At 69.6% G+C, this 25,004-nt stretch carries 26 protein-coding genes and 1 tRNA gene; 11 read left to right on the top strand and 16 right to left on the bottom strand.

Annotation, left to right across the window (positions count from 1 at the left end):
- Positions 1-67 precede the first annotated feature (67 nt).
- Positions 68-1,858, top strand: a complete 1,791-nt coding sequence (locus WH85_RS15515; protein ID WP_045742564.1) for an NHL domain-containing thioredoxin family protein — start codon at positions 68-70, stop codon at positions 1,856-1,858.
- 237 nt (positions 1,859-2,095) lie between these two features.
- Here the strand turns inward: WH85_RS15515 and WH85_RS15510 are convergent, their stop codons facing one another.
- Positions 2,096-2,857: a LamB/YcsF family protein gene (locus tag WH85_RS15510; protein WP_045742630.1), complete on the bottom strand. Its 762-nt coding sequence runs from the start codon at positions 2,855-2,857 to the stop codon at positions 2,096-2,098.
- A 451-nt stretch (positions 2,858-3,308) separates the two neighbouring features.
- Here WH85_RS15510 and trhA point away from each other — a divergent pair, with 451 nt between their 5' ends.
- On the top strand, positions 3,309-3,986 hold the full coding sequence (trhA, locus tag WH85_RS15505; RefSeq protein ID WP_045742563.1) for a PAQR family membrane homeostasis protein TrhA: 678 nt from the start codon (positions 3,309-3,311) through the stop codon (positions 3,984-3,986).
- A 68-nt stretch (positions 3,987-4,054) separates the two neighbouring features.
- On the opposite strand, the gene WH85_RS15500 is transcribed toward trhA, so the two are convergent.
- Positions 4,055-4,336 carry a DUF6458 family protein gene (locus tag WH85_RS15500; protein WP_045742562.1) on the bottom strand — a complete coding sequence of 94 codons (282 nt, stop codon included), beginning with the start codon at positions 4,334-4,336 and terminating at the stop codon, positions 4,055-4,057.
- A 125-nt stretch (positions 4,337-4,461) separates the two neighbouring features.
- Here WH85_RS15500 and WH85_RS15495 point away from each other — a divergent pair, with 125 nt between their 5' ends.
- Positions 4,462-4,980, top strand: coding sequence for a SixA phosphatase family protein (locus WH85_RS15495; protein ID WP_045742561.1), 519 nt, complete (start codon positions 4,462-4,464; stop codon positions 4,978-4,980).
- 6 nt (positions 4,981-4,986) lie between these two features.
- Here the strand turns inward: WH85_RS15495 and WH85_RS15490 are convergent, their stop codons facing one another.
- Together WH85_RS15490 and WH85_RS15485 are read right to left on the bottom strand one after the other, a co-directional pair.
- On the bottom strand, positions 4,987-6,951 hold the full coding sequence (locus WH85_RS15490) for a S8 family serine peptidase (RefSeq protein WP_157411013.1): 1,965 nt from the start codon (positions 6,949-6,951) through the stop codon (positions 4,987-4,989).
- Between the two features lie 105 nt (positions 6,952-7,056).
- Positions 7,057-8,913 (bottom strand): acyl-CoA dehydrogenase, encoded by a 1,857-nt coding sequence (locus WH85_RS15485; RefSeq protein ID WP_045742559.1) that lies wholly within the window; start codon positions 8,911-8,913, stop codon positions 7,057-7,059.
- 275 nt (positions 8,914-9,188) lie between these two features.
- Between WH85_RS15485 and WH85_RS50385 the strand changes: the two genes are divergently transcribed.
- The gene (locus tag WH85_RS50385; protein WP_157411012.1) at positions 9,189-9,341 is read left to right on the top strand and encodes a hypothetical protein; all 153 of its coding nucleotides are present in this window, start codon (positions 9,189-9,191) and stop codon (positions 9,339-9,341) included.
- Here WH85_RS50385 and WH85_RS15480 read toward each other — a convergent pair.
- Positions 9,338-10,465, bottom strand: coding sequence for a PP2C family protein-serine/threonine phosphatase (locus tag WH85_RS15480; RefSeq protein WP_045742558.1), 1,128 nt, complete (start codon positions 10,463-10,465; stop codon positions 9,338-9,340). The genes WH85_RS50385 and WH85_RS15480 overlap by 4 nt on opposite strands.
- Before the next feature lie 123 nt (positions 10,466-10,588).
- On the opposite strand from WH85_RS15480, the gene WH85_RS15475 reads away from it, so the two are divergent.
- A complete protein-coding gene (locus WH85_RS15475) occupies positions 10,589-11,125 on the top strand; it encodes a phosphoribosyltransferase (protein ID WP_045742557.1) in 537 nt (178 codons plus the stop codon).
- 8 nt (positions 11,126-11,133) lie between these two features.
- On the opposite strand, the gene WH85_RS15470 is transcribed toward WH85_RS15475, so the two are convergent.
- From WH85_RS15470 to WH85_RS15450, 5 genes are all read right to left on the bottom strand, one after another.
- Complete coding sequence (locus WH85_RS15470) at positions 11,134-11,421, bottom strand: YciI family protein (protein ID WP_045742629.1); 288 nt, start codon at positions 11,419-11,421, stop codon at positions 11,134-11,136.
- Between the two features lie 186 nt (positions 11,422-11,607).
- Complete coding sequence (locus tag WH85_RS15465) at positions 11,608-11,952, bottom strand: type II toxin-antitoxin system PemK/MazF family toxin (RefSeq protein ID WP_045742556.1); 345 nt, start codon at positions 11,950-11,952, stop codon at positions 11,608-11,610.
- The gene (locus WH85_RS15460; protein WP_045742628.1) at positions 11,949-12,206 is read right to left on the bottom strand and encodes a hypothetical protein; all 258 of its coding nucleotides are present in this window, start codon (positions 12,204-12,206) and stop codon (positions 11,949-11,951) included. The genes WH85_RS15465 and WH85_RS15460 overlap by 4 nt, the downstream gene beginning before the upstream one ends.
- Positions 12,207-12,561: 355 nt before the next feature.
- Positions 12,562-12,635: transfer RNA gene (locus tag WH85_RS15455), tRNA-Gly, on the bottom strand.
- Positions 12,636-12,705: 70 nt separating this feature from the next.
- Positions 12,706-13,212 (bottom strand): pyridoxamine 5'-phosphate oxidase family protein, encoded by a 507-nt coding sequence (locus WH85_RS15450; RefSeq protein ID WP_045742555.1) that lies wholly within the window; start codon positions 13,210-13,212, stop codon positions 12,706-12,708.
- 75 nt (positions 13,213-13,287) lie between these two features.
- On the opposite strand from WH85_RS15450, the gene dcd reads away from it, so the two are divergent.
- Positions 13,288-13,869: a dCTP deaminase gene (gene dcd / locus WH85_RS15445; protein WP_045742554.1), complete on the top strand. Its 582-nt coding sequence runs from the start codon at positions 13,288-13,290 to the stop codon at positions 13,867-13,869.
- A gap of 39 nt (positions 13,870-13,908) precedes the next feature.
- On the opposite strand, the gene WH85_RS15440 is transcribed toward dcd, so the two are convergent.
- The 4 genes from WH85_RS15440 to WH85_RS15425 all read right to left on the bottom strand — a co-directional run bounded on the left by WH85_RS15440 (position 13,909) and on the right by WH85_RS15425 (position 17,903).
- Positions 13,909-14,289, bottom strand: a complete 381-nt coding sequence (locus WH85_RS15440; protein WP_245673947.1) for a YcxB family protein — start codon at positions 14,287-14,289, stop codon at positions 13,909-13,911.
- A 295-nt stretch (positions 14,290-14,584) separates the two neighbouring features.
- A complete protein-coding gene (locus tag WH85_RS15435) occupies positions 14,585-15,454 on the bottom strand; it encodes a LamG-like jellyroll fold domain-containing protein (protein ID WP_045742552.1) in 870 nt (289 codons plus the stop codon).
- 81 nt (positions 15,455-15,535) lie between these two features.
- Positions 15,536-16,576 carry a hemolysin family protein gene (locus WH85_RS15430; protein ID WP_045742551.1) on the bottom strand — a complete coding sequence of 347 codons (1,041 nt, stop codon included), beginning with the start codon at positions 16,574-16,576 and terminating at the stop codon, positions 15,536-15,538.
- Positions 16,569-17,903, bottom strand: coding sequence for a hemolysin family protein (locus WH85_RS15425; RefSeq protein WP_045742550.1), 1,335 nt, complete (start codon positions 17,901-17,903; stop codon positions 16,569-16,571). The genes WH85_RS15430 and WH85_RS15425 overlap by 8 nt, the downstream gene beginning before the upstream one ends.
- An 86-nt stretch (positions 17,904-17,989) precedes the next feature.
- Here WH85_RS15425 and WH85_RS15420 point away from each other — a divergent pair, with 86 nt between their 5' ends.
- Positions 17,990-18,697, top strand: a complete 708-nt coding sequence (locus tag WH85_RS15420; protein WP_045742549.1) for a GOLPH3/VPS74 family protein — start codon at positions 17,990-17,992, stop codon at positions 18,695-18,697.
- A gap of 163 nt (positions 18,698-18,860) precedes the next feature.
- Here WH85_RS15420 and WH85_RS15415 read toward each other — a convergent pair whose 3' ends face one another.
- Positions 18,861-21,008, bottom strand: coding sequence for a (Fe-S)-binding protein (locus WH85_RS15415; protein ID WP_045742548.1), 2,148 nt, complete (start codon positions 21,006-21,008; stop codon positions 18,861-18,863).
- Positions 21,009-21,148: 140 nt separating this feature from the next.
- A complete protein-coding gene (locus WH85_RS15410; protein ID WP_045742547.1) occupies positions 21,149-21,412 on the bottom strand; it encodes a cell division protein CrgA in 264 nt (87 codons plus the stop codon).
- Between the two features lie 197 nt (positions 21,413-21,609).
- On the opposite strand from WH85_RS15410, the gene WH85_RS15405 reads away from it, so the two are divergent.
- From WH85_RS15405 to WH85_RS15390, 4 genes are read left to right on the top strand one after another with little or no spacing between them, the layout of a single operon-like run.
- Positions 21,610-22,416 carry a DUF881 domain-containing protein gene (locus WH85_RS15405; RefSeq protein ID WP_045742546.1) on the top strand — a complete coding sequence of 269 codons (807 nt, stop codon included), beginning with the start codon at positions 21,610-21,612 and terminating at the stop codon, positions 22,414-22,416.
- Positions 22,413-24,065 (top strand): class E sortase, encoded by a 1,653-nt coding sequence (locus WH85_RS52915; RefSeq protein ID WP_245673946.1) that lies wholly within the window; start codon positions 22,413-22,415, stop codon positions 24,063-24,065. The genes WH85_RS15405 and WH85_RS52915 overlap by 4 nt, the downstream gene beginning before the upstream one ends.
- Positions 24,066-24,067: 2 nt before the next feature.
- A complete protein-coding gene (locus WH85_RS15395) occupies positions 24,068-24,337 on the top strand; it encodes a hypothetical protein (protein WP_045742545.1) in 270 nt (89 codons plus the stop codon).
- A gap of 8 nt (positions 24,338-24,345) precedes the next feature.
- Positions 24,346-24,996 carry an aminodeoxychorismate/anthranilate synthase component II gene (locus WH85_RS15390; RefSeq protein ID WP_045742544.1) on the top strand — a complete coding sequence of 217 codons (651 nt, stop codon included), beginning with the start codon at positions 24,346-24,348 and terminating at the stop codon, positions 24,994-24,996.
- Positions 24,997-25,004: the final 8 nt, after the last annotated feature.

The following is a 25,004-nucleotide window of genomic DNA, read 5'->3' as shown; positions in this document are numbered from 1 at the left end:
GGTGGCGCCTGGCACGATCGGCCCGCGTGGCGGTGGCGGATCGCCGCCGGTGAGGCACCATGGCGGCATGACTGGACGTGTGCGTGCCCCTGAGTTGCGGGGCCGCGGGTGGCTCAACACCGGCGGCAAGGATCTGACGCTCGCCGATCTGCGCGGCAAGATCCTTGTTTTGGACTTCTGGACCTTCTGCTGCATCAACTGTCTGCACGTCCTGGACGAGCTGCGGCCGCTGGAGGAGAAGTACGGTGACGCGCTCGTCGTGATCGGCGTGCACTCTCCGAAGTTCGAGCACGAGCGCGACCCCAAGGCGCTGGCCGCCGCCGTCGAGCGGTACGGCGTGCACCACCCGGTCATCGACGACGGCGACATGCACCTGTGGCAGCAGTACGCCGCGAAGGCCTGGCCGACCCTGGCCGTGGTCGACCCGACCGGTTACCTGGTCGCCTCGATGGCCGGCGAGGGGCACGCCGAGGGCCTGTCCCGGCTGATCGACGAGCTGATCGTCAAGCACGAGGCGGACGGCACCCTGCACCGCGGCGACGGCCCGTACGTTCCGCCGCCCGCACCGGCGGGCCTGCTCAACTATCCCGGCAAGGCGATCGAGCTGCCGAACGGGAATCTGCTCGTCACCGACTCCGCCCGGCACTCGGTGGCCGAACTGTCCGCGGACGGCGAGTCCCTGGTCCGGCGATTCGGCGGTGACCGGCGGGAGCCGTTCAACGAGCCGCAGGGCCTGGTCCTGCTTCCCGCCGACGTCGCCGAGACGGCCGGGTACGACGTGGTCATCGCCGACACGGTCAACCACCAGCTGCGGGCGTTGAACACGACGACCGGCGAACTGTCCCTGGTCGCGGGTTCGGGCAAGCCGTGGCGTTCCACCGTGGACGACCACGCCCACGACGCGCTCGCCGCCGACCTGTCCTCGCCGTGGGACGTGGCGTGGTTCGACGGCCGGGTCATCGTCGCGATGGCCGGCATCCACCAGCTCTGGTGGTTCGATCCGATCAAGCGGACCGTCGGCGTGTACGCGGGCACCACCGTCGAGGCGCTGCGGGACGGGCCGCTGCCGGACGTCTGGATGGCTCAGCCGTCCGGCCTGTCGGTGAGCGCCGACGGCCGGCGTCTCTGGATCGCCGACAGCGAGACGTCCGCGCTGCGGTACGTCGAGGACGGCGTGCTGCACACCGCGGTCGGTCAGGGCCTGTTCGATTTCGGACACGTGGATGGTCCGGCCGCCGAGGCACTGTTCCAGCATCCGCTCGGTGTCGCCGCTCTGCCGGACGGGTCGGTGCTGGTCGCGGACACGTACAACGGTGCGGTTCGCCGTTTCGACCCGGCGGCCGGCCAGGTGTCCACGGTGGATTCCGGTCTCGCCGAGCCGAGTGACGTGCTGGTGACCGCGGCCGGTGAGGTGTTCGTCGTGGAGTCGGCCGCGCACCGGCTGGTCCGGTTGGCGCCGGGCGCGGTGCGGACCGTCTCCGGGGAGCGGCACAGGACCGAGCGGCCGCCGTCGCATCTGGCGCCGGGCGAGGTCACCCTCGACGTGATCTTCACGCCGGCGCCGGGGCAGAAACTGGACAGCCAGTTCGGTTCGCCGCTGCGGCTGACCGTGTCGGCGTCGCCCGCCGAACTGCTACTGGAGGGCGACGGGGTGAGCACCGAGCTGTCCCGCCGCCTGGTGCTCAATCCGGGCGTACCCGAGGGGGTGTTGCAGGTGGTGGCTCAGGCCGCGACCTGTGACGCGGACACCGAGTACGGTGCCTGTCACCTGACCCGCCAGGACTGGGGTGTGCCGATCGTGGTGGACGCGAACGGGCCGGACCGGCTGCCCCTGGTCCTGCGCGGCCTGGACGGCTAGACACGTTTCGTGGTCAGGGCGCGAAGCCCATCCGCGTGGTGACTTCGGGCGCGCTGGACGCCCCAATTCACCACACCCCTGGCGGTGTGGTGACTTCGGGCGCGCTGGACGCCCGAAATCACCACGCTGTTGTGGGTGTGGTGAATTCGGGCGCGCTGAGCGCCCCAGATCACCACCCGTCGTGAGGCCGTGCTGCGGGCCGCAAGTCACCACGCGGATGCCGACCGCGGCAGGTGTCTAGCCGCGGCTCAGGTTGAAGGGCTGCACCACCTGCAACGCGAATTCGAGCGCGTTCCGGATCTCCCGGATCAGCTCGACCGCGCCGGGTGTGTCCCCGTGTACGCAGATCGACTGGACCCGCATCGGCACGACGGAGCCGTCGGTGGCGATCACCTCGCCGCCGGCGGCCATCCGGACCGCCCGCTCGACGACCTGTTCCCGGTCCGTCACCAGGGCGCCGGTGGCGTTGCGCGGCACCAGGCGGCCGTTCGGCAGGTAGCCGCGGTCGGCGAAGCCCTCGGCGATCACGGTCAGGCCGGACTGCTGGGCCATCTCGGCGAGCACCGATCCCGGCTGGCAGAGGATCGGCAGCCACGCGTCGTAGGAGAGCACCGCGGCCACCACGGCGGAGGCCTGCACGGCGTCGATCGCGGCGGTGTTGTAGAGGGCGCCGTGCGGCTTCACGTATCGCACGCGGGTGCCGGCCGCTTTGCAGAACGCTTCCAGGGCGCCGATCTGGTACAGGATGTCGTCGCGCAGGTCGTCGGGGTCGTAGTCGATCCGGCGGCGGCCGAAGCCGGCCAGGTCGCGGTATCCGACCTGGGCGCCGACCGCGACGTTGCGCTCCGCGGCCTGTTTGCAGACCCGTCGCATCGTGGAGGGGTCCCCGGCGTGAAAGCCGCATGCCACGTTCGCTGACGTCACGGCGCCGAGCAGCGCGTCGTCGTCGCCGAGCTGCCAGATGCCGAAGCCCTCGCCGAGGTCCGCGTTCAGGTCAATCGAGTCCACGGAAACGTACCGTAGTCGCTGGTCGGGCCGGTTGGAGCGACGTGATGTCGTCCAACACACCGTTCTGGAGGATATCCGCTGTTTGATCAACTCCGTGTCAGGCGGCGATGACTCGTTTGACCTTGAGAATCGGCCACAGATGTGATCTTGTCCACTGTAACCACGACGCGTTCCCGGGAACGAATGGGACGAGTGCTTACGGCGTACCCGAAATGGGCGTGATCTTGTGGATTTTGGGCCATCGCCGCCGGACTCGCCAGACCGAAGTCCTGCGGGATCCGCAAGAGGGGACCTTCGTCCCGAATCCCACCCGGCGCCAGGCCCCGAACCGGCTGTTTCCAGCGTGACCTCGCCGAACCTTCACGTGGAAATCATCCACCGGAGGGAACCGTATCCGGCATCACTACCCCCCAGTAACCTACGGTGCCGTAACCTAGATCGCGTGACGACCTCAGCCCCGTTCCGGATGAAGCCGACCGATCTCGGCAAGCCGCGACTACGCGGCCGGTTGCATCAGTACGCGTTCTTCGTGGCCCTGGTCTGCGGCATCGTGCTCAGCTCGATCGCCCTCACCCGGCCCGGGATCGCACCCTTCGTCAGCTGCCTGATCTACAGCATCACGGTGTGCGGCCTCTTCGGCACCAGCGCGCTGTACCACCGGCGTGTCTGGAGCGAACGCGGCTACCAGATCATGCGCCGGGCCGACCATTCGATGATCTTCATCTTCATCGCCGGCAGCTACACCCCGTTCTGCATGCTGCTGCTGCAGGACACCATGCAGGTCGTGCTGCTCAGCCTGGTCTGGGGCGGTGCGCTCGGCGGTGTCGCCCTCAAGATGATCTGGCCGCACCTGCCGCGATGGGTGGGCGCCCCGCTCTACGTCGCGCTCGGCTGGGTGGCCGTCGCGATCATCCCGGACGTCCTGCAGGTCGGCGGCGTGACCTGCCTGGTGCTGCTGCTCGTGGGTGGCGCCATCTACACGATCGGCGCGGTCTTCTACGCGATGCGGCGGCCGAACCCCTGGCCGACCGTCTTCGGGCACCACGAGTTCTTCCACGCCTGCACGCTGGTCGCCGCGATCTGCCACCACATCGCGGTGTACTTCGCCCTCTACGCCTGAACCCTCTACGCCTGAACCCTGAACGCCTGACAGCGGTGGCCCGGGCCGAAGCCCGGGCCACCGACCACTCAGGAGTACGCCGAGGGCGGGGGCGGCGGCACGTCGTCGCGCCGCACTTCGCGGTACTCCGACGTGTAACCGGCTCCGGCAACCGGGGCCTGCGTCGACCGGGTCACCACGGTGCGGCGCCGGCTGTTCCAGAACCAGAGTGTGATGACCAGGCCGGCCAGTCCGGCGATCATCAGGATCCAGCCGATCACGTTGATGTCCAGGCCACTGATGTCCGCCTCCACGGCGAACGCCAGGATCGCGCCCAGAGCCAGTAGGAAGATGCTCGCGCCGATGCCCATCGGACCCTCCTTCGGTGGGTGCCCGCTCTTCGGTCTCATCGCGGTGAATACGTCTTCATCGCGGTGAATGCGTCGAACGAGCGATACCCGTACGGGCCGAGTTCCAATCAGGCAAGCTGTTGTCCATGATCTCGCGGACGCTCATCCTGCTGCGGCACGCCAAAGCGGAGACACCCGGCACTCTCGACGACTACGACCGCTCACTCACCGAACGCGGCGAATCCGATGCGGACGCGGCCGGCGCCTGGCTGGCGAACGAACGTCTGCGGCCCGACCTGGTGCTCTGCTCCTCGGCCCGGCGGACCCGGCAGACCTGGCAGGCAGCGGCCATCGCCCTGTCCCAGGGCGCGCCGGGCGGGGTCGCGCCGGAGGTCCGTTACCTGGACGAGCTCTACCTGTGCGGACGGACCGAGGTCCTCGACGCGCTGCGCACGGTATCCGACGAGGTACGCACGGTCCTGGTCGTCGCCCACAACCCGACCGTGTCCGAAGTGTCCGCACTGCTGATGCCGGACGACCAGTTCACCGGCGTGGTGACCGAGATGAAGACCTCCGGCATCGCCGTGCACACCGGCGAGAACCCCTGGTCGGAGACCCAGCCGGGGGCGATGCGCCTGACACGGCAGCACACCGCCCGCGGCTGATCCGGCCTACTTCCGGTACCAGGTCCGGGTGGACGTGGACTTCACGTTGCCGAGTTTGTCGTACGCCCGGACCTGCACCTTCATCGTCTTCTTCTGCTTGGCGACATTGACGCTCAGGACGTACGCCGTCGTCCTGTCCGTGGCGACGACCTTGCCGTCGACGAGCAGTTCGACCCGCGCGATGCCGCTGGCGTCGGTGGCTTTCGCGTACACCTTGACGGTGCCTTTGACCTTGGCCTTGTTCTTCGGGGCCTTGGTGATCGACACGGTCGGTGCCGTGTTGTCGGCGATCACGGTCCGGGTGTAGCTGCGGGTGTTGCCCAGCCGGTCGGTCAGCTTCCAGACCAGCTTGACGTTTCCGCTGGTGGTTCCGGTCTTCACGGCGAGCGAGTACGGCGCCGTGGTGTCGGTGCCGACGACCTTGCCGTTCGCCGTCAGTTCGGCCTTCGCCACGCCGGCCTTGTCGGTGACCCCGGACAAGGCGCTGGTGAAGGTGCCGCGGACCCGGGTGTTCTGCGCCGGCGTGACCGACGTGGCCACCGGTCCGGCGTTGTCGAACGTGACCTTGACGGCGGGCGCCCGGCCGGTGTCGGCGAAGTCGTTGGCCCAGACCTCCACCGGCAGCGTTCCGGAGAATCCGGCGGGCGGGGTCCAGCGCAGCGGCTCGTTCGTCAGCCGGCCGTAGCGTTCCTGCACGACCTTGCCGTCGACCACCAGCTGCAGGTAGGTGACCATGTGGTCGTCCGAGGCGGCCGGGCGCACGCTCAACGTGCGGTGGGCCGTCTGCCCCTGCGGAAGCACCTCGAACGAGACCGTCGGCTGCTCACCGTTCGGCGCGCCGTTGGCGAACATCGCCCAGGCCGCGTGCAGCCCCGGGAACCCGTGGATCTGCTGGGCGTACGCCGCGATCGCCCAGCCGGCCGACCGCATCGGCACGCCGTCCTGTCCGCCGATGTGGACCAGTGCGGCCACCCCCGAGGTCACCGCCGCCGAACCCGAGGTGCCCTCGAGTCGTCGCGGGGTGCCGCTCGCGTCCAGGACGGTGAACCCGGAGTGCGCCTTCAGCGTGATCCACTCGTCGTCCGGCGCGTTGGTGGCGCCCATCGTGAAGGTGCCCACCCCGAGAACCGGCACGCTGTCGATCGCCGCCGGGTAGCGCCGGTGCGAGCCGGGGTCGTTGCCCGCGGCCGCCACGATCAGCGCGTCCCTGCCGTCGGCGTACTCGACGGCCTCCTCCAGCAGCGTGCTGCGTGTGGGCGTGCTCATCGACAGGTTGATGACCTTCGCGCCGTGGTCGGCGGCCCAGACGATGCCGGCCGCGACGTCCGCGCTGCTGCCCTCGGCCGGGGCGCCGTCGCGGTGGCTCAGCACCCGGACCGGCATGATGCCGCACGAGCTGCACACCCCGGTGGAGCCGACGCCGTTGTCCGCCGCGGCGATCAGGTTGGCGACCATCGTGCCGTGGTTGTCGTCGTCGGTGGCGTCGTCGTCGCCGTCCACGACGTCACGCGGGTGCACGAGCCGGTCCGCGGACAGGTCCGGGTTCGGGCTGACGCCGGTGTCGAGCACCGCGACCAGCACGTCCGGTCGGCCGGTGGTCCAGGTCCGCGCCTCCGGGACGGTCATCTCCTCGAACTTGGGCGCGTTGGTGGTGTCGAGCGGGTCGCCGTCGGCCTTGAGGACGGCGCCCACCTCGGCGTACCGGACGTCGGGGTGGGCGGTGAGCGTCTTCAGCGCGGCGGCGCGGGTGCTGGGCGGGACGTCGACGGCGATCGCGTTCAGGCCGTCGACCCGGTGGTAGGTCACCCCGTCGCCGAGGGCGGCGACCACACCGGCGGGGTCGGCACCGACCTCGATGCCGACGTCGAGGCGGGTCGTGGCGGTGTCCGCGGCCTGCGCGGCGGACGGGGCCAGGGCTCCCAGGCCGACCGCCAGCAGCACAGTGGACAGGGAGGAGGGTATGTGGCGCACGACCGAGGATGCTACGGCACCGTAGCGTCGTCACGGAAGGCGAAAGCCGGCAGACTCCGTTGTCCGCCGGCTTCCACTTTTTTCAGGAGAGTGGGAAAAGTCTGATCAGAACGCGTCCTCGTCCAGGTCCATCAGGTCGAGGGTGGTGTTCTCGATGATCCGGCGGTCGGAGCCGATGCGCGGCAGCACCTCGCCGACGAAGAAGCGGGCCGCCGCCACCTTGCCGGCGTAGAACTTCCGGTCCGCCTCGGACACCTCGCCGCCCAGCGCGGTCAACGCCACCTCGGCCTGGCGCAGCAGCAGCCAGCCGAGCACCACGTCGCCGAGGGCGAGCAGGATCCGCCGCGAGCTGAGGCCGATCTTGTAGAGCTCCCGGCTGTCGCCACCCTGCACGGCCTGCAGCCAGCCCATCGTGGTGCCGAGGATCTGCTGCATCTCGCCGAGCGCCTTACCGAGGGCCAGCCGCTCGTTCTTGAGCTGACCGTTGCCGGCCTCGCTCTCCACGAAGCCCTGGATCTCGGTGGCGACGGTGGCGAGCGCACGCCCGTTGTCCTTCACGATCTTGCGGAAGATCAGGTCGAGACTCTGGATCGCGGTCGTGCCCTCGTACAGGGTGTCGATCTTCGCGTCCCGGACGTACTGCTCCAGCGGGTAGTCCTGCAGGAAGCCGGAACCGCCGAAGGTCTGCAGCGACTCGTGGCCGAGCAGTTCGTAGGCCCGCTCCGAGCCGACGCCCTTGACCAGCGGGAGCAGCAGGTCGTTGACCCGGCTCGCGACCTTGGCGGCCTTCTCGTCGCCGGCCGCGGTCGCGATGGCCACCTTGTCCTGCCAGCCCGCGGTGTAGACGACCAGGGCGCGCAGGGCCTCCGCGTACGACTTCTGCAGCATCAGCGACCGGCGGACGTCCGGGTGGTGCGTGATCGTCACCCGCGGGGCGGCCTTGTCGGTGTTCTGCGCCAGGTCGGCGCCCTGGACGCGGTTCTTCGCGTACTCCAGCGCGTTCAGGTAACCGGTGGAGAGGGTGGCGATCGCCTTGGTGCCGACCATCATCCGCGCGTACTCAATGATCATGAACATCTGCCGGATGCCCTCGTGACGTTCCCCGAGGAGCCAGCCCTTCGCCGGTACGCCGTGCTCGCCGAAGGTCATCTCGCAGGTGTTGGAGACCTTGAGGCCCATCTTGTGCTCGACGTTCGTCGCGTAGACGCCGTTGCGCTCGCCGAGTTCGCCGGTCGCCGGGTCGAAGTGGTACTTCGGCACGATGAACAGCGACAGGCCCTTGGTGCCCGGGCCGCCCACGCCGTCGACGCCCACCGGACGGGCCAGGACGTAGTGCACGATGTTGTCGGTCAGGTCGTGCTCGCCCGAGGTGATGAAGCGCTTCACGCCCTCGATGTGCCACGAGCCGTCCGGCTGCGGAATCGCGCGGGCCCGGCCGGCGCCGACGTCCGAACCGGCGTCCGGCTCGGTAAGCACCATGGTGGAGCCCCACTGCTTGTCGACGAAGAGCTTCGCCCACTCCTTCTGCTCGTCGGTGCCCTCGGTCCACACCACGTGGGCGAACGAGGGACCGGACGAATACATCCAGATCGGGGCGTTGGCGCCGAGGATCTGCTCGGCGATGGCCCAGTAGAGCGTCCGCGGGGCGAACGTGCCACCCAGGGCGGACGGCAGGTCGAGCCGCCAGAACTCGGAGGCCATGAAGGTCTCATACGACTTCTTGAACGACTCCGGCAGCGGCGCGGTGTGCGTGGCGGCGTCGAAGACGGGCGGGTTGCGGTCGCTGTCGGTGTAGCTGGCGGCGAGATCCTCGCGGGCCAGCCGGTTCACCTCGGCGAGCACGTCGCGCGCCGTCTCCGCATCGATCTCGTCGAACGGGGCCTGCCCGAACGCCTTGTCCGCCCCGAACACCTCGAACAGGTTGAAGAGGATGTCGCGGAGGTTGCTCTTGTAATGCGTCATGGTGCTGGCCCCGCTCTCCGGACGCGAGTTACCGGTCAGTAACTACCACTGTATTACTCATCGGTAGCCAGCGACAAGCCGGGCAGCACTACGGCCGTTCTCCGTCGCTTCGTGTGCCGAAGGACTCCGATCGGGTGGGCGACGGGACAGCCGTTCGGCCATTTGCCGACTTCGACACTCGGACCGCGTATCGCAGTTCGAACATGCTCGTTTCACCGGATAGACGGCGAAGAACATCTCGCCGCGGCAAGCATCGAGCCTTAAAGGGGGCCGCCATGTTCGCCACCATCAAAAGCCTGATCCCGGAGCCGCGCTCGGCCAACCAGCCACGTAATTACGTCGGCCGGCACCGGCAGCCCGAGAACAACGCCCCGGCGCCGGCGCCACGCACGCCGCCGCAAGCCGAACCGGAGGAGAACGCCGCCTAACTACCGGCGGCGCCGACCTCCCAGCTCGGGACCGCGACGGCAGCGCCGCCGTCCGGTCCGGCGTACTCCAGCAGCACCAGGGCGATGTCGTCCTCGAGACGGCCGAAGACCCAATCGGTCAACGCCGTCTCCAACGACGCCAGACCGTCGCCGACCGTGCCGTGGCCCAGCAGACGCCACGCCCGGTCGGCGGTCGGGAAGAACTCGCCCTCCCGACGGGCCTCACCGAGACCGTCGGTGAACAGAAGCAGCCGGTCACCCGGCTCCAGACGCTCGACCCGTGCCTTCACCTCGGGCATGAACCCGAGCGGCGGAGCCGGCGCCGGCGGCTCCAGCGGAATCACCTGACCCCGGCGCAGCAGCAACGGCGCCGGATGTCCACAGTTGACGATGGTCAGCGTGCCGCCGCGCTCCTCGACCAGGGCCGCGGTCACGAAATCCTCGTCGCCGACACTGCGGGCCACCGCCCGGTCCAGGTCGGCCACTATCGATTTCAGGTCGGCCCGCTCGTACGCCACATGCCGGTACGACCCCAGAACGATGCTCGCCAGCCGGACCGCGTCCAGGCCCTTGCCCCGCACGTCACCGATGATGATGCGAACCCCGTACGGCGTGTTCAGCGCCTCGTAGAGGTCACCGCCGATGTCCGCGGCCGCGGTCGCCGAGATGTACCGCCCGGCCACCGCCAAGGCACCCACCTGCGGGCCGATCGGGCGCAGCACCGCCTGCTGGGCCACCGCCGCCAACTGCAGCAACTCGGCGATCCGGTCCGCCTGCCGCTGCCGGATCATCGCGCCGGCCGCCGCCACACCGGTGGTCACCATGATGCCCAGAAGATTGACCAGGCCGGCCAGACCGTGACTGCCGGACGCGCCCACGAACGCCGCCCCGACCAGAGTCGACGCAACCCCCACCGCGACCACGAGCTGCCACGACGCGAACACCGCGGCCACGAACGGCACCGCCGCCAGCAACCCCACGTAGTGGACCGCAGCCCCGTCGGACGACTCCACGGCGGACACGACGGCGAGCAGCACGAGAGCCGCGCCGAGTCCGGCGCGGTTCCCAGGGCTCAGCGGGCGACGACCCGGCGTGAAAGTAGGCATGGCTCTGCCGAACAGCATGCCCGATCGGCGTTACGTCGGGCATCAACTTGACCCCTAGGCTGAGTCGGTTCTGTCCACCCGTAGGTCCCCTGTCATTCCATCGGTCCAAGAAGGGCAGCGCGCCGGTGACAGGATGTCCCCGTGACGAACGATCTCCGTGATCTTCTACGTGCCGAGTTCCGCTGGACCGACGTCGGCAGCGACTATCTGGTCAGCGACCGCTCGGGCTGGTGGCGCGAACCCGGCATCCTCGCGGGCGTCGGCGCGGCACTGGCCGAACCGTTCCGCTCACAGCAGCCGACCGTGGTCGTGTCCCCCGAGGTCACCGGGTTCATGCTGGGGCCGCTGGTCGCCCGGGAACTCGGGGTGGGATTCGTCGAGGCGTACCGGGCCGGGGCGCGGCGCCCCATCGCCGAACCGATGATCTGGGCGGACGTGCCCACCGACCATCGCGGGGACGTGCAGCGGCTGGGCGTACGCAGCCGCCTGATCGGTCACGCCGACCGGGTCCTGGTCGTCGACGACTGGGCCGCGACCGGCGCACAGGCCCGCGGCCTGCGCACCCTCCTCGGCGACCGGTACCTGGGTACGTCGGTGATCGTCGACGAGTGCCCGCCGGAGGTCTCCGCGGAACTGTGCATCAAGAGCCTGCTGACGGGCGCCGACCTGGACCCGTGAAGCGGGCGTCAGACGGTCCGGCGAACCCGCTCGTAACCGGCCAGCAGGCCACGGGTCGGCACCCAGCCGGTGGCGGTGTAGGCGGCGAGGCCCCGCGCGACGTAGGGGTCACCGGCCATCACCTGGTGCGCCTCGTCCGCGCTGTCCACGTCCAGCACCACGATGCCACCCACCGGCGGGTCCTGGCGGCCGGCGGTCACCGCCAGCCCCTTCGCCTCGATCTCGGCCAGGAACGTGAGGTGATCCTCACGGGCCGCGTCGACTTCGGCGATCGGCTTCAAATACTTCGAAATCATCAGATACACACGGTCATCGTAAAGCTCGATCCGGCCCACATCGCCGCGGCGCAGATCAAATCCGATCAAGTGCCTGTCGCATCTCGGCGGGTGGTGCCGACCGCTGCTCCCGCCGAGGGCCCTCTCCCTCAGTGAACCGTCGTGATCCGGAGAGGCGACTCGGGGTTCGATGACGTCGCGGACCGCCTACCCATCGATCATCTGCCGTAGCACGGTCTTCACCGCTGAAATCTCGTCGTCGGCGAGCACCCATGCCGGCCGCTGCCCCTGCAGCCGCGACCGGGCGACCGTCCGGACCTGCTCCGTGATGACGAACCCCACCGGACGGCTGGCGGGGCGCACCGGGACGCGATGCAGCCAGCCGGAGCGCTCGCGCGTAGTCACTGGGAGCACGGTGACCAGAGCCTCCCCGGTCAATCGCAGGTGGAAGACGCTGGAGACCACGAGCACCGGACGACGGCCTGCCTGCTCGCGGCCCTCGGTCGGGTCGAGGTCGGCCCACCAGACCTGCCACGGCTGGACGGCCGTCACGCAGCCTCGTCCCACATGTCGGCCGACGGTGCGGAAGCCCGGTCCTCCCTGTCAGCCTCGGCTACGTACTCTGCCCAGCCCTCAGGATCGGTTGCCCGATACGTGTCCACGGCCGCGATGGCCTTCATCTGCCAGTGCTCGGCCAACAACCGGCGGATCGTTTCATCCGCCGACGCACCACCAAGATCCTCGCTGGCGATGCGAGTCAGGTCGTCACGGGTGGACTCGTCCACCCGGATCATCACGCTGCCCATAGTCACAGCGTATCCAGGAGATGACACAGTCGTCTACAGCAGCGTATACATCGTTCGGTAGCGCCATGGCGACAGCCGCCACTGGCATTTCAGCGCGCCAGGCGTCCTACCCACCGCGACGCCGCAGTCCGGGCGCAACAAGATCGGGGCAGTCGACAAGTCGGCATCCGTCATCATGGGACGCCACCAGCCGATACGCGGTATGGGCGATCCAGGCGGCCCGCAGCCGTCACCGGATTCCCGGGAGTGCCCACCAATCTGAGACCGCTCGCACCGTGAGGGTCCGGGGCTCGGCCCCCGGCAGAAATGCGAGAAGGCCCGGTCCACGCAATCCGTGGACACAGGCCTCCCGACTTGGAGCGGGTGACGGGAATCGAACCCGCGCTGTCAGCTTGGGAAGCTGATGTTCTGCCATTGAACTACACCCGCAAGCGGCCCCACTGTACCTGATTATCCGGCTCTGTGGCGGGACCGCCCTCCAGTTGTCAGCCGACAGACGTCAGCCGGCGATCGCGAGGGCCGGCTGTAACCGCCGGGGCGCGTGCCACGTCTGGGCGTAAGTGGTGCGGTGGGGTGGGACGGCGAGCGGGAGGGCGCCGGCCGGACCGTGGTAGCGCAGCATCGCGGTGTCGACAGTCAGCTCGAAGAGGCGCCAGTCGACGTCGCCGGAGGCGTGCAGGGCCGCGGAGAGGCGGGCGACGATCTCGGGGTCGGTGACGGGACGGGCGTGGCCGGTGAGGACGGCCTCGTCGTCGCTGTCCTCCGGTGGGTAGGAGTGCAGGGCGTAGCGACCGTCGCGTTCGAGGTCGCGGCGTTTGGGGGAGTCGACGAGGAAGCAGTGGAGGCCGTCGTCGGTGAAGACCGGCGAGACGGGGTGCACGCGGGGCCCGCCGTCGGGGCGGATGGTCGCCAGGTAGCCCATGCCGGGCCCATACTGCTGCAGGAGCGCACGGACGCCGGCGGCAAGAAGGGGCTCGGCGGTGGCGAAATCGGACCAGGAAGCCATGCCGGCAGTCTATCGAACATTTGTTCGAGACATCCACCGGACATGCCGATACAACCAGGTCGGTATGGTGTTGCGATGCTGCTCTCCGACCGTGACCTGATCTCCGAGATCAAGAACGGTGATCTCTCGCTGGAGCCGTTCGAACCGGCGCTCATCCAGCCGTCCAGCATCGACGTGCGGCTCGACCGGTTCTTCCGGGTGTTCAACAACCACCTGTACACCCACATCGACCCGGCGGAGCAGCAGGACGACCTGACCGCGCAGGTGGAGGTGGCCGACGGCGAGCCGTTCGTGCTGCACCCCGGCGAGTTCGTGCTGGCGTCCACCTTAGAGGTGATCAGTCTCGGACAGCAGCTCGCGGCGAGGCTCGAGGGCAAGAGCAGCCTCGGCCGCCTGGGACTGCTGACGCACTCCACTGCCGGCTTCATCGACCCGGGCTTCTCCGGTCACGTGACGCTCGAGCTCTCCAACGTGGCGAATCTGCCGATCAAGCTCTGGCCGGGCATGAAGATCGGTCAGCTGTGCATCTTCCGGCTGTCCAGCCCGGCCGAGCACCCGTACGGTTCGGCCGTCTACGGCTCCCGATACCAGGGTCAGCGCGGCCCGACGGCGAGCCGTTCGGCGCTGAACTTCCGCACCTGGCCGACGGGCTCCTGACCGGCGGCTACTAACCGGCGGGCTCCTGGCCGGCGGCCACTAACCGACCCGCAGGCCGCCCGCGGAGGCCGCCGCCAGCACCTGGTCGATCTGGGCGGCACTGAGGCCGCCGGTCGGCACCGGCACGAACCGGGCGCCGCCCATGCCGAACAGCAGCTGCCCGGAGAGCCGCTCGACAGAGCGGAAAGCCTTCCACGTGTACGCGTGCCGACTCTCCGCGCTGGAACTGGCCAGCCCCTGCTCGCTGATCTCGTAGGTGGTGAGCCGCCCGGACCGGGCGGCCTGCCGTGCCGTGCTGGTGTGCAGGAAGACCGGCAGCGCCAGGGCGAGCAGCGCCCCACCGGCGAGCGGCATCGGTTCGAGTTCCCCGGTGACCACCAGCAGTGACGCCGTGAGCAGCAGCAGCGCCCACCCCGTCACGCGAGCGATCAGAACCGGTCGACGCATCACGCGCCGCGTGGCGGTAGCCACCAGCCGAGCATCCGGAACCGTAGTGACCTGGATCTTCATCCACGGAAAGCTACTTCGCGACTCGGGCATTTCGGTTCACCCGGACGGCTCATTAAAAACCAGATCAAAACCGATGTCGCATCCGAGTGGGTGGTGCTGACCGTCGCTCCCGCCGAGGGCCTGCCGGTCTTCGCCGGCCGCTACGCGTCCGAAACGCTCAGGCCGCCAGGCGACCTGCGTGAGTGGGACCCGGCCACGAGGGAACTCAGCCGATGCTGACGAAGACGTCGTCGATCTCGCCAGCGAACTGGTCGTTGCCCCGGTTCGGGCCCTTGCCGCCGACCCGGATCGGCTCCGCGTTGGCGATCGTCAGCACCGGCGGGATCGGCACCCCGGCACGCGCCAGTCCGTCCACCATCATCACCAGACGGCCGGGCGCGCGACGGCACTCCAGCCGGTGCCAGAGGCCGTCGGCGACGTCGATGTGCGGTTCGGCGCGGTAGATCCGGGCCTGCGTCCCGGCGATCACACAGCTCGGGTGACCGAGTTGATGGTCGACCTGCAGTTTGAACTGGCTGACGCCGCCGACCGAGTAGCCCTTCTGCACCACGTTGGCGCCGTCGGCGAGGTCGGCGTGTGTCATCCGTACCGCCGCGCCGTATCGCAGGGGCCGCCGGCCCGGGTTCAGGTCGTCGTCGCGCAGTCCTTCGAGGATCGCGCGCGGGCAGGCGTGGTCCTCCAGCAGGGTGCAGCGGTCCGGGTAGGCGACGGCGAGACCAGCCCCCTGGGGTACGAGCCGAAGCGCTCCCCCGTTCTGCCCGAGGGGCCGCAGCTCGTGCCCACCGGTGTGGTCGGCGATCGGCTTGGCGATGCCGCCGTTGAAGTCGTAGCGGACGGTCAGCGGCGCGGCGGCGGTCCGGATCTGGCCGGAGCGGGCCGGTCCGGAGATGGCGCTGACGTTGGCGAGCAGGCCCGGCATCGGCAGTACGGCCGGGGGGACGCTGACCGCGGCCGCCGGCGTCCGGGGGCGGGCGGCGGCGGGCAGGTGCTGGAGGAACAGGAGCAGGACGCCGCCGAGGGCGAGGACGGCTGACAGGGCGCCGATCGGCAGGACGCGCCGCCGAGAGGAAAGCATGCGGCTATTGTCCGCATTGTCGCGAGTATGCCCAAATGGAGTATTCCCCCGTATCGGGGACTCCGACCGGACACACCGAGGTCAGCGCCCGCGCGCCACCAGCTGACCGGATGCCGCCGGTTCGCCGACCACCGCGTGCAACACGTCGTCCAAAGTGATCACTCCGAGCGGCCGCCGGCCGTCACTGACCAGAACGATGTGCAGCCGATCCCGTCGCATGGTGAGCAACAGATCCGCCAGGCTGCGCTCCGGCGGCACCACGGCCAGCGGACGGATCACCTCCGCCGGAATCGGCAGTCGCCGCTGCGTGGACGCGTACCCCAGGACGTCCTTGACGTGCACGAAGCCCAGCACCCGGCGGGTGTCGCGCTGCACCACCGGGAACCGCGAACGGCCACTGCGGGTGGCCACCGCCTCCAACGTCGCCGGCGACACGTCCGCCGCCACCGTCGTGACCCGCGACCAGGGCAGCAGCGCGTCGTCCGCGGTCCGGCTGTTGAGGCCGAGCGCGGCGTGGATCCGGGCGTACTGCTCGGATCCGAGCAGGCCCTCGCTGCGCGCCTGGGTGACCATGCCGGCCAGCTCCTCGGCGGTGAAGACGGTCTTGACCGCGTCGGTGGTCTCGATCCGCCACAGCTTCAGGATCAGCCGCGACGCCCAGCGCATCGCGTTGAGCAGCGGCTTCGTGGCGATGCAGAAGCCCAGCATGAACGGTCCGAGGATGAGCGCGGAACGCTCCGGCCCGGCGAGCGTGATGTTCTTCGGGACCATCTCGCCGATCACCGTGTGCAGGAACGTCACGATCATCAGCGCCACCACGAACGCGACCGGGTGCACCGCGTTCTCCGGCAGGCCGGTGGCCGTGATCGGGCCCTCCAGCAGATGCGCGACGGTCGGCTCGGCGAGCGCGCCGAGCACCAGCGTGCAGATCGTGATGCCCAGCTGCGCACCGGCGATCATCAACGGGATCTGGCTCATCGCCGAGAGCGCCCAGCGGGCCGCCTGCGAGGTCTCCGCCAACGGTTCCAGCGCGGTACGCCGGGACGCGATCAGGGCGAACTCACCACCGACGAACAGACCGTTCCCGATCAGCAGGACCGCGACGAACAACAGCTCAGTCATCGGACGGCTCCAGCGGCGCGACCACGCGCACCTGCTCGACGCGGTGCCGGTCGACCTCCATCACGGTGAACTCCCAGCCGTCTTCCTCGAGCGACTCGCCGACCACCGGAATGTGGCCCAGCCGGGCGAGCAGGAAACCGGCGAGCGTCTCGTACGGCCCCTCCGGCAACTGGAAACCGGTCTGCTCCAGCGTCTCGTCCTCGCGCAGCAGGCCGTCGACCAGGAACGTCTTCTCGCCGCCCGGTGCGGTCAGCTCCTGGCTGCCGGTCTCCGCGACGTCGGTGTCGTACTCGTCGGCGATCTCACCGACCAGTTCCTCGATCAGATCCTCGACGGTGACCACGCCGTCGGTGCCGCCGTACTCGTCGACCACGATCGCCAGGTCGGCGTCGGCGGCGCGCAGGGCGGCCAGCACCTTGTCCAGGCTGAGGCTCTCCGGCACGTACACCGGCTCCTTGGCCAGGGTGGAGACCCGGGTCGTGGCGCGGCGCTCGGGCGGGACGCCGAGGGCCTCGTTCACCCCGACCACGCCGGTGACCGCGTCGAGGGTGTTCTCGTACACCGGGAAGCGGGTGTGCCCGGTCTCCTGGGCCACCGCGATCAGGTCGGCGACACTCGCCGTGATCTTCAGGCCGACCACGTCGACGCGGGGTGTCATCGCCTTGGCCGCCCGTTTCTCGCCGAACCGGATGGTGCGGCGCAGCAGCGTGGCCGTCTCGTTGGGCAGCGCGCCGGCCCGGGCGCTGATCGCGGCCAGCAGGCCCAGCTCCTCCGGCGAGCGGGCGCTGGCCAGCTCCTCCTGCGGCTCGATGCCCAGTCGGCGGACCAGCCAGTTGGCGGTGCCGTTCAGCGCGGCGATCAGCCACTTGAACATGATGGAGAAGCCGCGCAGCGGGCCGGCCGTGAGCAGTGCGATCCGCATCGGGCGGGCCAGTGCCGCGTTCTTCGGCACGAGTTCGCCGAAGAGCATCGAGAGCAGGGTCGCGACCACCAGGGCCAGTACGTGCGTGACGGTCTCGGTGGACGAGCCGGCCAGCGGCTCCACCAACGGGTTGAACAGCTCGGAGAGAGCCGGCTCGGCCAGGTATCCGGTGAGCAGCGCGGTCAGCGTGATGCCGAGCTGCGCCCCGGAGAGCTGGAACGAGAGATTGTGCATCGCGGTGCGGACCGTGCCGGCCCGCTTGTCGCCGGCCGCCCACCGGGCGTCGATCTCCGCCCGGTCGACGGTGACCAGGCCGAACTCCGCGGCCACGAAGAACGCGTTGCCACCCGTGAGCAGCACGAAGGCCACCAGTGGGAGCAACGCGGTCAGTAACAGGCCGTCCATGATCGCTTCACCTCGGACCTCATTGTGCCGGACCGGACCGGTTCGGCACTAACCCTGCTGATGACAAGTGGGCCTACCGTCGAGGTATGGACCTACTCGAAGAGTTCGTTCTGCTGGCACATGACGATCGCGGTGCCCGGATCATCGACAGCGGCCGGATCGATCACGGGCTCGGCGGGGCGATCCTGATGGAGCTCGCCCTGGCCCGCCGGATCGACGTCGCCGACCGCAAGGTCGTGGTCTCGGCGGGCGACCCGGTGGGGATCCCGGCCGCCGACGAGGCCCTGGACCGCATCGCCGGTGACGCCCGGCCGCGCAAGGCGGTGCACTGGGTGTCCCGGTTCGCCCGCGGCACCCAGAAGCGGGTGCTGCACGATCTGGTCGCCGCCGAGGTGCTGCGGGTCGAGCAGACCCCGATGCTGCTCGTCTTCACCCGGACGCGATATCCGGCGGTGGCCGGTCCGGAGGCGCCGGCCCGCACCGACGCCCGGCAGCGGGTCCACTCGGCGGTCACCCGGCCCGACCCGATCACGCCCCGGACCGCGGCACTGTGTGCACTGGTGGCCGCCACCGGCATGGAACACGGACTGCTGCCGGATCTGGACCGCAAACGGGTACGCGCCCGGCTGGCCGAGATCAGCGAGGGTGACTGGGCGGCCGCCGCGGTCCGCCGCGCCATCCAGGACGTCCAGGCGGCCGTCACCGCCGCCGCCGTGATGAGTTACGGCGACGGCAGCGCGGGCGGAGACGGCGGTGGCGGTGGAGGCGACGGCGGTGGGGGCGGCGGCAGTTGAGTGGTTTTGATCCTCAGGGGTGAGCGCAACCGCTCACGCAGGTCGCGCGGTGGCTCCCGCGCTACGGACGCGCAGCGGCCGGCGGGAGCCGCCGGGCCCTCGGCGGGAGCGACGGTCCGCACCCACCACCCGGCTACGACATGAACTTGAACTCGCCTTTGATCTAGGCCTCTTGCTTCAGGGAGCGGAGCAGGACCGTGGCGACGTCGACGACCTCGACCTCCTCCTGCTTGCCCTTGCCGGTGACGCCGTCGCCGATCATCGTGTAGCAGAACGGGCAGCCGACCGCGATGGTCTTGGCGCCGGTGGCCAGGGCCTCCTCGGTGCGCTCGACGTTGATCCGCTTGCCGATGCGCTCCTCCATCCACATCCGGGCGCCGCCCGCGCCGCAGCAGAACGAGCGTTCGGAGTTGCGGGGCATCTCGATGACGTTGGCGGCCGCGCCCAGGACCTCGCGGGGTGCGTCGAAGACGCGGTTGTGCCGGCCCAGGTAGCAGGGGTCGTGGTAGGTGACGTCGCCCTCGATCGGCTGGACCGGCGTCAGCTTGCCCTCGGCGACCAGGTGCTGCAGCAGCTGGGTGTGGTGCACCACCTCGACCTTGAGGCCGAGCTGCTCATACTCGTTGCCGAGGGTGTTGAAGCAGTGCGGGCAGGTCGCGACGATCTTCTTGGTGGTGTTCTCGCCGAGCGCCTCGGTCAGCGTCTCCACGTTCTGCTGGGCGAGCATCTGGAAGATGAACTCGTTGCCGATGCGGCGGGCCGGGTCGCCGGTGCAGGTCTCGCCCTCGCCGAGGATCGCGTATTTCACGCCCGCCTCGTTGAGCAGCGTGGCGACCGCGCGGGTGGTCTTCTTGGCCCGGTCCTCGAACGCGCCGGCGCAGCCGACCCAGAACAGGTATTCGAAGTCCTCGGTCTCGCCGACCCGCGGCACCTCGAAGTCCAGGCCCTTGGTCCAGTCCTCGCGGGTGTTCTGCGGGGCGCCCCACGGGTTGCCCTTGTTCTCCAGGTTGCGCAGCATCACGCCGGCTTCGGAGGGGAAGCTCGACTCGATCAGCACCTGGTAGCGGCGCATGTCGACGATGTGGTCGATGTGCTCGATGTCGACCGGGCACTGCTCGACGCAGGCGCCGCAGGTGGTGCAGGACCAGAGCACGTCCGGGTCGATGACGCCGTTCTCGTCGACGCCGCCGATCAGCGGACGGTTGCCCTCGGCGAGCGCCAGGACGTCCATGTGCGCGAGCTGGGCCTCGGTGGCCTTCTCCTCGCCCATCAGGTCCTTGCCGCCGCCGGCCAGCATGTAGGGCGCCTTCGCGTACGCGTGATCGCGCAACGACAGCACCAGCAGCTTCGGTGAAAGCGGCTTGGCGGTGTTCCACGCCGGGCACTGCGACTGGCAGCGGCCGCACTCGGTGCAGGTGGAGAAGTCGAGCAGGCCTTTCCAGGTGAACTGTTCGACCTGGTTGACGCCGAACTGGTCCTTCTCCGGGTCGGCCTCCTCGAAGTCGAGCGGCTTGCCCTCGCTCATCATCGGCTTCAGCGGGCCGAGACCGGAACCGGCCGGCTTCTCCGGGTCACGCTTGAAGTAGATGTTGAAGAACGCCAGGAAGCGGTGCCAGGCGACGCCCATCGTCGGGTTGAGCGAGATGGTGATCAGCCAGGTCATCGAGATGAAGATCTTGATGAGCGCCATCCAGGTGGCGCCGTCCTCCCAGGCCGGCAGGACCGAGCCGACCGCGTGGCTGACCGGGGTCGCCCACAACGGGTACTCGAAGTGGTCCGTCGCGACCTTGAAGCCCCGGATCAGGAAGCCGAAGATCAGCACCCCGACGATCACGGCCTCGACGAAGTACGCCTGCCACATGGTCGAACCGAGGAACCTGCTCCGTTTGACCGCGCCCGGCTTCTGCCGCTGTCGGACGAAGATCAGGTAGAGGATGCCGGCCGTGCCGAGGATACCGAACCACTCGGTGACCAGACCGAAGATCGTCCAGTGCCCGATCAGCGGCAGCCCCAGCCTCGGGCTGACCACCTCGAAGTACGCCTCGAGCACCAGCAACGACAGCACCAGGAACGAGAACATCACGAACCAGTGCGCCGCGCCGATCGCGGACCATTTCAGCATCCTGGTGTGACCGACGGTCTCCACCAGCATGGTCTTCGTCCGGGTCTTCGGCTCGGTGAACCGCTCCGGGGCTGGCTGCCCCTGCCGGATCACCGCCGTGATGGTCTGCACGGCGCGCACCGCGAGATAGACGGCCACCACCGTGACCGCCCCCGCTGAGACGGTGGCGACGATCTGCGCGATGCCCATCTGTAGTGCCTCCTCGGTCGACGGGACGCCGACCCTATGTTACCCATGAGTAATAGATGGGCGCGCGGCGACCGGCCCTCAGGCGAAAGCGCACCCCACGCAGAGCGGGGGTGCGCTTGGAACAACGAACAGCAGGCGGGTCAGCGCCAGCGCGACAGCAGGCCCAGCGAGGCGACCATGCAGCCGAAACCGACCGCGAGGTTCCAGTAACGCCAGCTCTCCACCGGCCACTGCTGCGACGAGAGGTAGTAGACGACGAGCCAGGCGATGCCGACGACGATCAGGGTCACCGCCGTGAACGGCAGCCAGACCGGACTCGGCTTGTTGGACGCCGCCTTCACCGCCGGGCTGATGTCCGACGGCGGGGTGTAGACCTTCTTCTTGCGAACCTGTGACTTCGGCACGGTGCTCTCCTGAGGGCAACAAGTGGTGAACAACCACCGCTGAGCGGCTCCGGAAACCCCGAATGCTGCCCGTGGCGAATACTGTTCGACAGCTAGCGTAGTCAAGAGGTTGCACGAACAGGCACCCGCCGGGGCAGGAAAATACCCGGGATCGGGTTCTGAGGGGGGACTGAGTGGTCATTCAAGGGGGCGGCGACGTGGACAACGCCGCTGGTGGACCCTCCTGGCGGCTCGTTCTTCGGCGCGTCGCGCGGGGCCTGAAGCCCCGGCGTGGCGACCGCCGATCGGTCTGGTCCGCCGGGGTGCCGCTGATCGCGCTGGCGGCCGGCCTGCTCTTCACGACGTCCGCGACGACCGCCGACGGGACGGCCCTGCGCGACGACCGCAGGCCCCAGCTGGCGCAGCTGATCACCGAGAAGCGGGAACGGTTCGCCCAGCACGAGGAGGAGTCCGCCGAACTGCTCGCCGAGGTGGACGAGGAGACCGCGCGTCTGGCCGAGGTGGACCAGCCGGTCCGCGCCGCCCGGGAGAGCGCCGCCGCGATGCGCGAGCCGGCCGGCTTCACCGCGCTGCAGGGTCCGGGCCTGTCCGTCACCCTCAACGACTCACCCCGTCGTGGGACGGACTTCGCGGAGAACGCTCCGGACAACGATGATCTGGTCGTGCATCAGGGTGACGTCCAGGCGGTCGTGAACGCTCTCTGGGCTGGTGGCGCCGAAGCCATGACGATCATGGATATCCGGGTGATCTCCACGAGCGCGGTACGCTGTGTCGGCAACACGCTGCTCCTCCACGGACAGGTATTCTCTCCCCCCTTCAGGATCACCGCGATTGGCGAACCCACATCCATGCGTCACGCGTTGGAGTCCGCAGAGGGAGTCAGGCAGTTCCGGGAGGCCGTCGCCGACTTCGGGCTCGGCTACACGGAAAAGGTGGAGAAGAACGTGAGAGTGCAGGCGTACGACGGATCGACCGACCTCCGATCGGCGCAGGCTGCCCAGTGACCTCCCCGGAGAATCCGACGCCCCGGGCCGGTTCCGGCCGCCACCGCGCACCCGACGGCGACGTCGAGGGTCAGACCGCGTACATCCCGCGTCTCAGCGACGCCTCCCCGGACGGGGTTCCCGGCGGCCCGCTGGCGCCCCCGGTCGGCCTGGGCGGCAACGCCGATCCGCGACCGGCCTCCACTTGGGATCGCGGGTCCGCCGAGCGCGCCGCCCAGCAGGCGAGCGACGCCTGGACCGTGCCGCCCGCGGCACCCCCGCAGACGCCCGTTCAGACTCCGGCCTGGGCCGGGGGCACCAACCCCGCGGCACAGGCCCCGAGCTGGGCCGGCGGCACCAACCCGCCGCCGCAGACCCCCAGCTGGGCCGGCGGCACGAACGCGCCGGCACCGGGCTGGGCCGCGAGCAGCGGACCGGTCACCCCGCCCGCGGCCGGCCACGACCCCGGCGCCGGTGGCACGGGAGCGGACTGGAGCGGCCGTCTGAGCACGGCGGCCCCCGCCCCCACCGGCTGGAACCCGGCACGCTCGCCGGCCCCCGAGTCCCGCGACGCGGTCGGCGGGGCCACCGGCTGGAACCAGCCGACCACCGCCACCGCCCCGGCTCCCGCCACCGCCCCCGGCCAGGACACCGGTTCGTGGGCCGCCGCGGCCGTCCCCCACCGGGATCACAGTCCGACGGCTGTCATTCGTACCCTCGCTGCTCCGACCAGCATGATGCCCACCGTGACCACCGGCACCGAGGCCGCGGGAAGCGCGGCGCAGGCCGCCCGGGAGGCCGCCGGGCCGGACGCCACACTCGGCGCGGCCACCGTCGATCCGGACGCCGTGGCGCGGGTCGCGAGTGCCCCGCAGCCGCCGGCCGAGCCGGTCGAGCCCAAGAGGGGTGAGCGGGTGGTCAAGCTCCGGCCGGAGCAGACCGAGGAGGGCTACAAGAGCGTCTACTCCGAGCTGACCCGGCCGACGATCGGCTCGCGGATCCGCACCGGCATCCGCGGCGCCGGCGAACTGATGATCACTTTCGGCCTGGTGGTGCTGCTGTTCGCCGGTTACCAGGTGTTCGGCAACTCGGCCAAGGTCCAGGAGGAACAGGACCACCTGGCGCAGGACCTGCGCGACTCGTGGGCCGACCCGACCGTCGCACCCAGCGCCAGCAGCGGCGTCCAGGCGCCCGCACCGCCCGGCTCGCAGTACGTCGGCGTGCTCTACATCCCGAAGTTCGACATGAACTGGGTGGTCGTCGACGGTGTGAAGCCGGACGACATCCGGTACGCGCCCGGCCACTACCCGGAGACCGCCAAGCCCGGCCAGATCGGCAACTTCTCGGTCGCCGGACACCGCATCCGGAAGATCTTCTGGCGCCTCGACGAGCTGAAGCCCGGCGACGTGATCGGCGTGGAGACCCGCGACAACTGGTACGTCTATCAGGTCTCCGGCCACCAGGTCGTCAAGCCGACCGCGGTCGAGGTGGTCGCGGCGGTCCCCAACAAGCCCAAGGCCAAGGCGACCAAGGCGGTCCTGACCCTGACCACCTGCAACCCGAAGTTCAACAACTACGAGCGCCTCGTCGTGCACGCCGACCTCGTCAAGACGGTGCCCCGGGACACCACCGCGGCCGACGCCGGCATGCCGGCGGAGATGAAGGCCTAGCCGTGTACGCCTGGATCTGGCGCAAGTTCCCGGGTGGCTTCCGGAGCAAGCTGACCTTCTCGCTGGTGCTGCTCACGGCGGTCGGCTCGCTGCTCTGGTACGTGATCTTCCCGTGGGCGACCCCGCTGCTGCCGTTCGACGACGTCCAGGTCGAGTCCGGCACCGGGCAGGAGGTCGACGGCGGGTCCGACGGCACGATCCCCGGCGAGGAAGCCCCCGACGAGTTGCCCTACAGCGACACCACCAACCACCCTTCGCCCGAGGCAAGCTAGGTGACGACGTGCGCATTCTCGTGATCGACAACTACGACTCGTTCGTCTTCAACCTGGTGCAATACCTCGGTCAGCTCGGCGCGGAGTGCGAGGTGCGGCGCAACGACGAGATCAGCGTCGACGACGTGGCCGGCTTCGGCGCGGCCGGCATCCTGCTCTCGCCGGGCCCCGGTTCCCCCGAGCGTGCCGGGATCATGATGGACGTGATCCGGGCGTACGCGGGAACCGTCCCGATGTTCGGTGTCTGCCTCGGCCACCAGGCGATCGGCGCGGCGTTCGGGGCGACCGTCACCCGGGCCCCCGAACTGCTGCACGGCAAGACCTCCGAGGTCTTCCACCAGGGTGACGGTGTGCTGGCCGGGCTGCCCGAGCCGTTCATCGCGACGCGGTACCACTCGCTGGCCGTCCTGCCCGAGACGTTGCCCGCGCAGATCGAAGTGACCGGGCGGACCGCGTCGGGTGTCGTGATGGCGATGCGGCACCGCGAACTGCCGATCGAGGGTGTGCAGTTCCACCCCGAATCGGTGCTGACCCAGGGCGGGCACACCATGCTGGCGAACTGGCTCGCCTCGTGCGGCCTCCCCACAGCGCTGGAGAAGGCCCCGGCGCTCGCCGCCGAGGTGGAAACACGTCGGCGGTCCGCTTTCGCCTCAGCGTGACGCTGAAA

The sequence above is a fragment of the Actinoplanes rectilineatus genome, from assembly GCF_000962825.1.
In the GTDB taxonomy this organism is placed as follows: Bacteria; Actinomycetota; Actinomycetes; order Mycobacteriales; family Micromonosporaceae; genus Actinoplanes; species Actinoplanes rectilineatus.
This window is presented reverse-complemented; position numbering and strand designations above follow the sequence as displayed.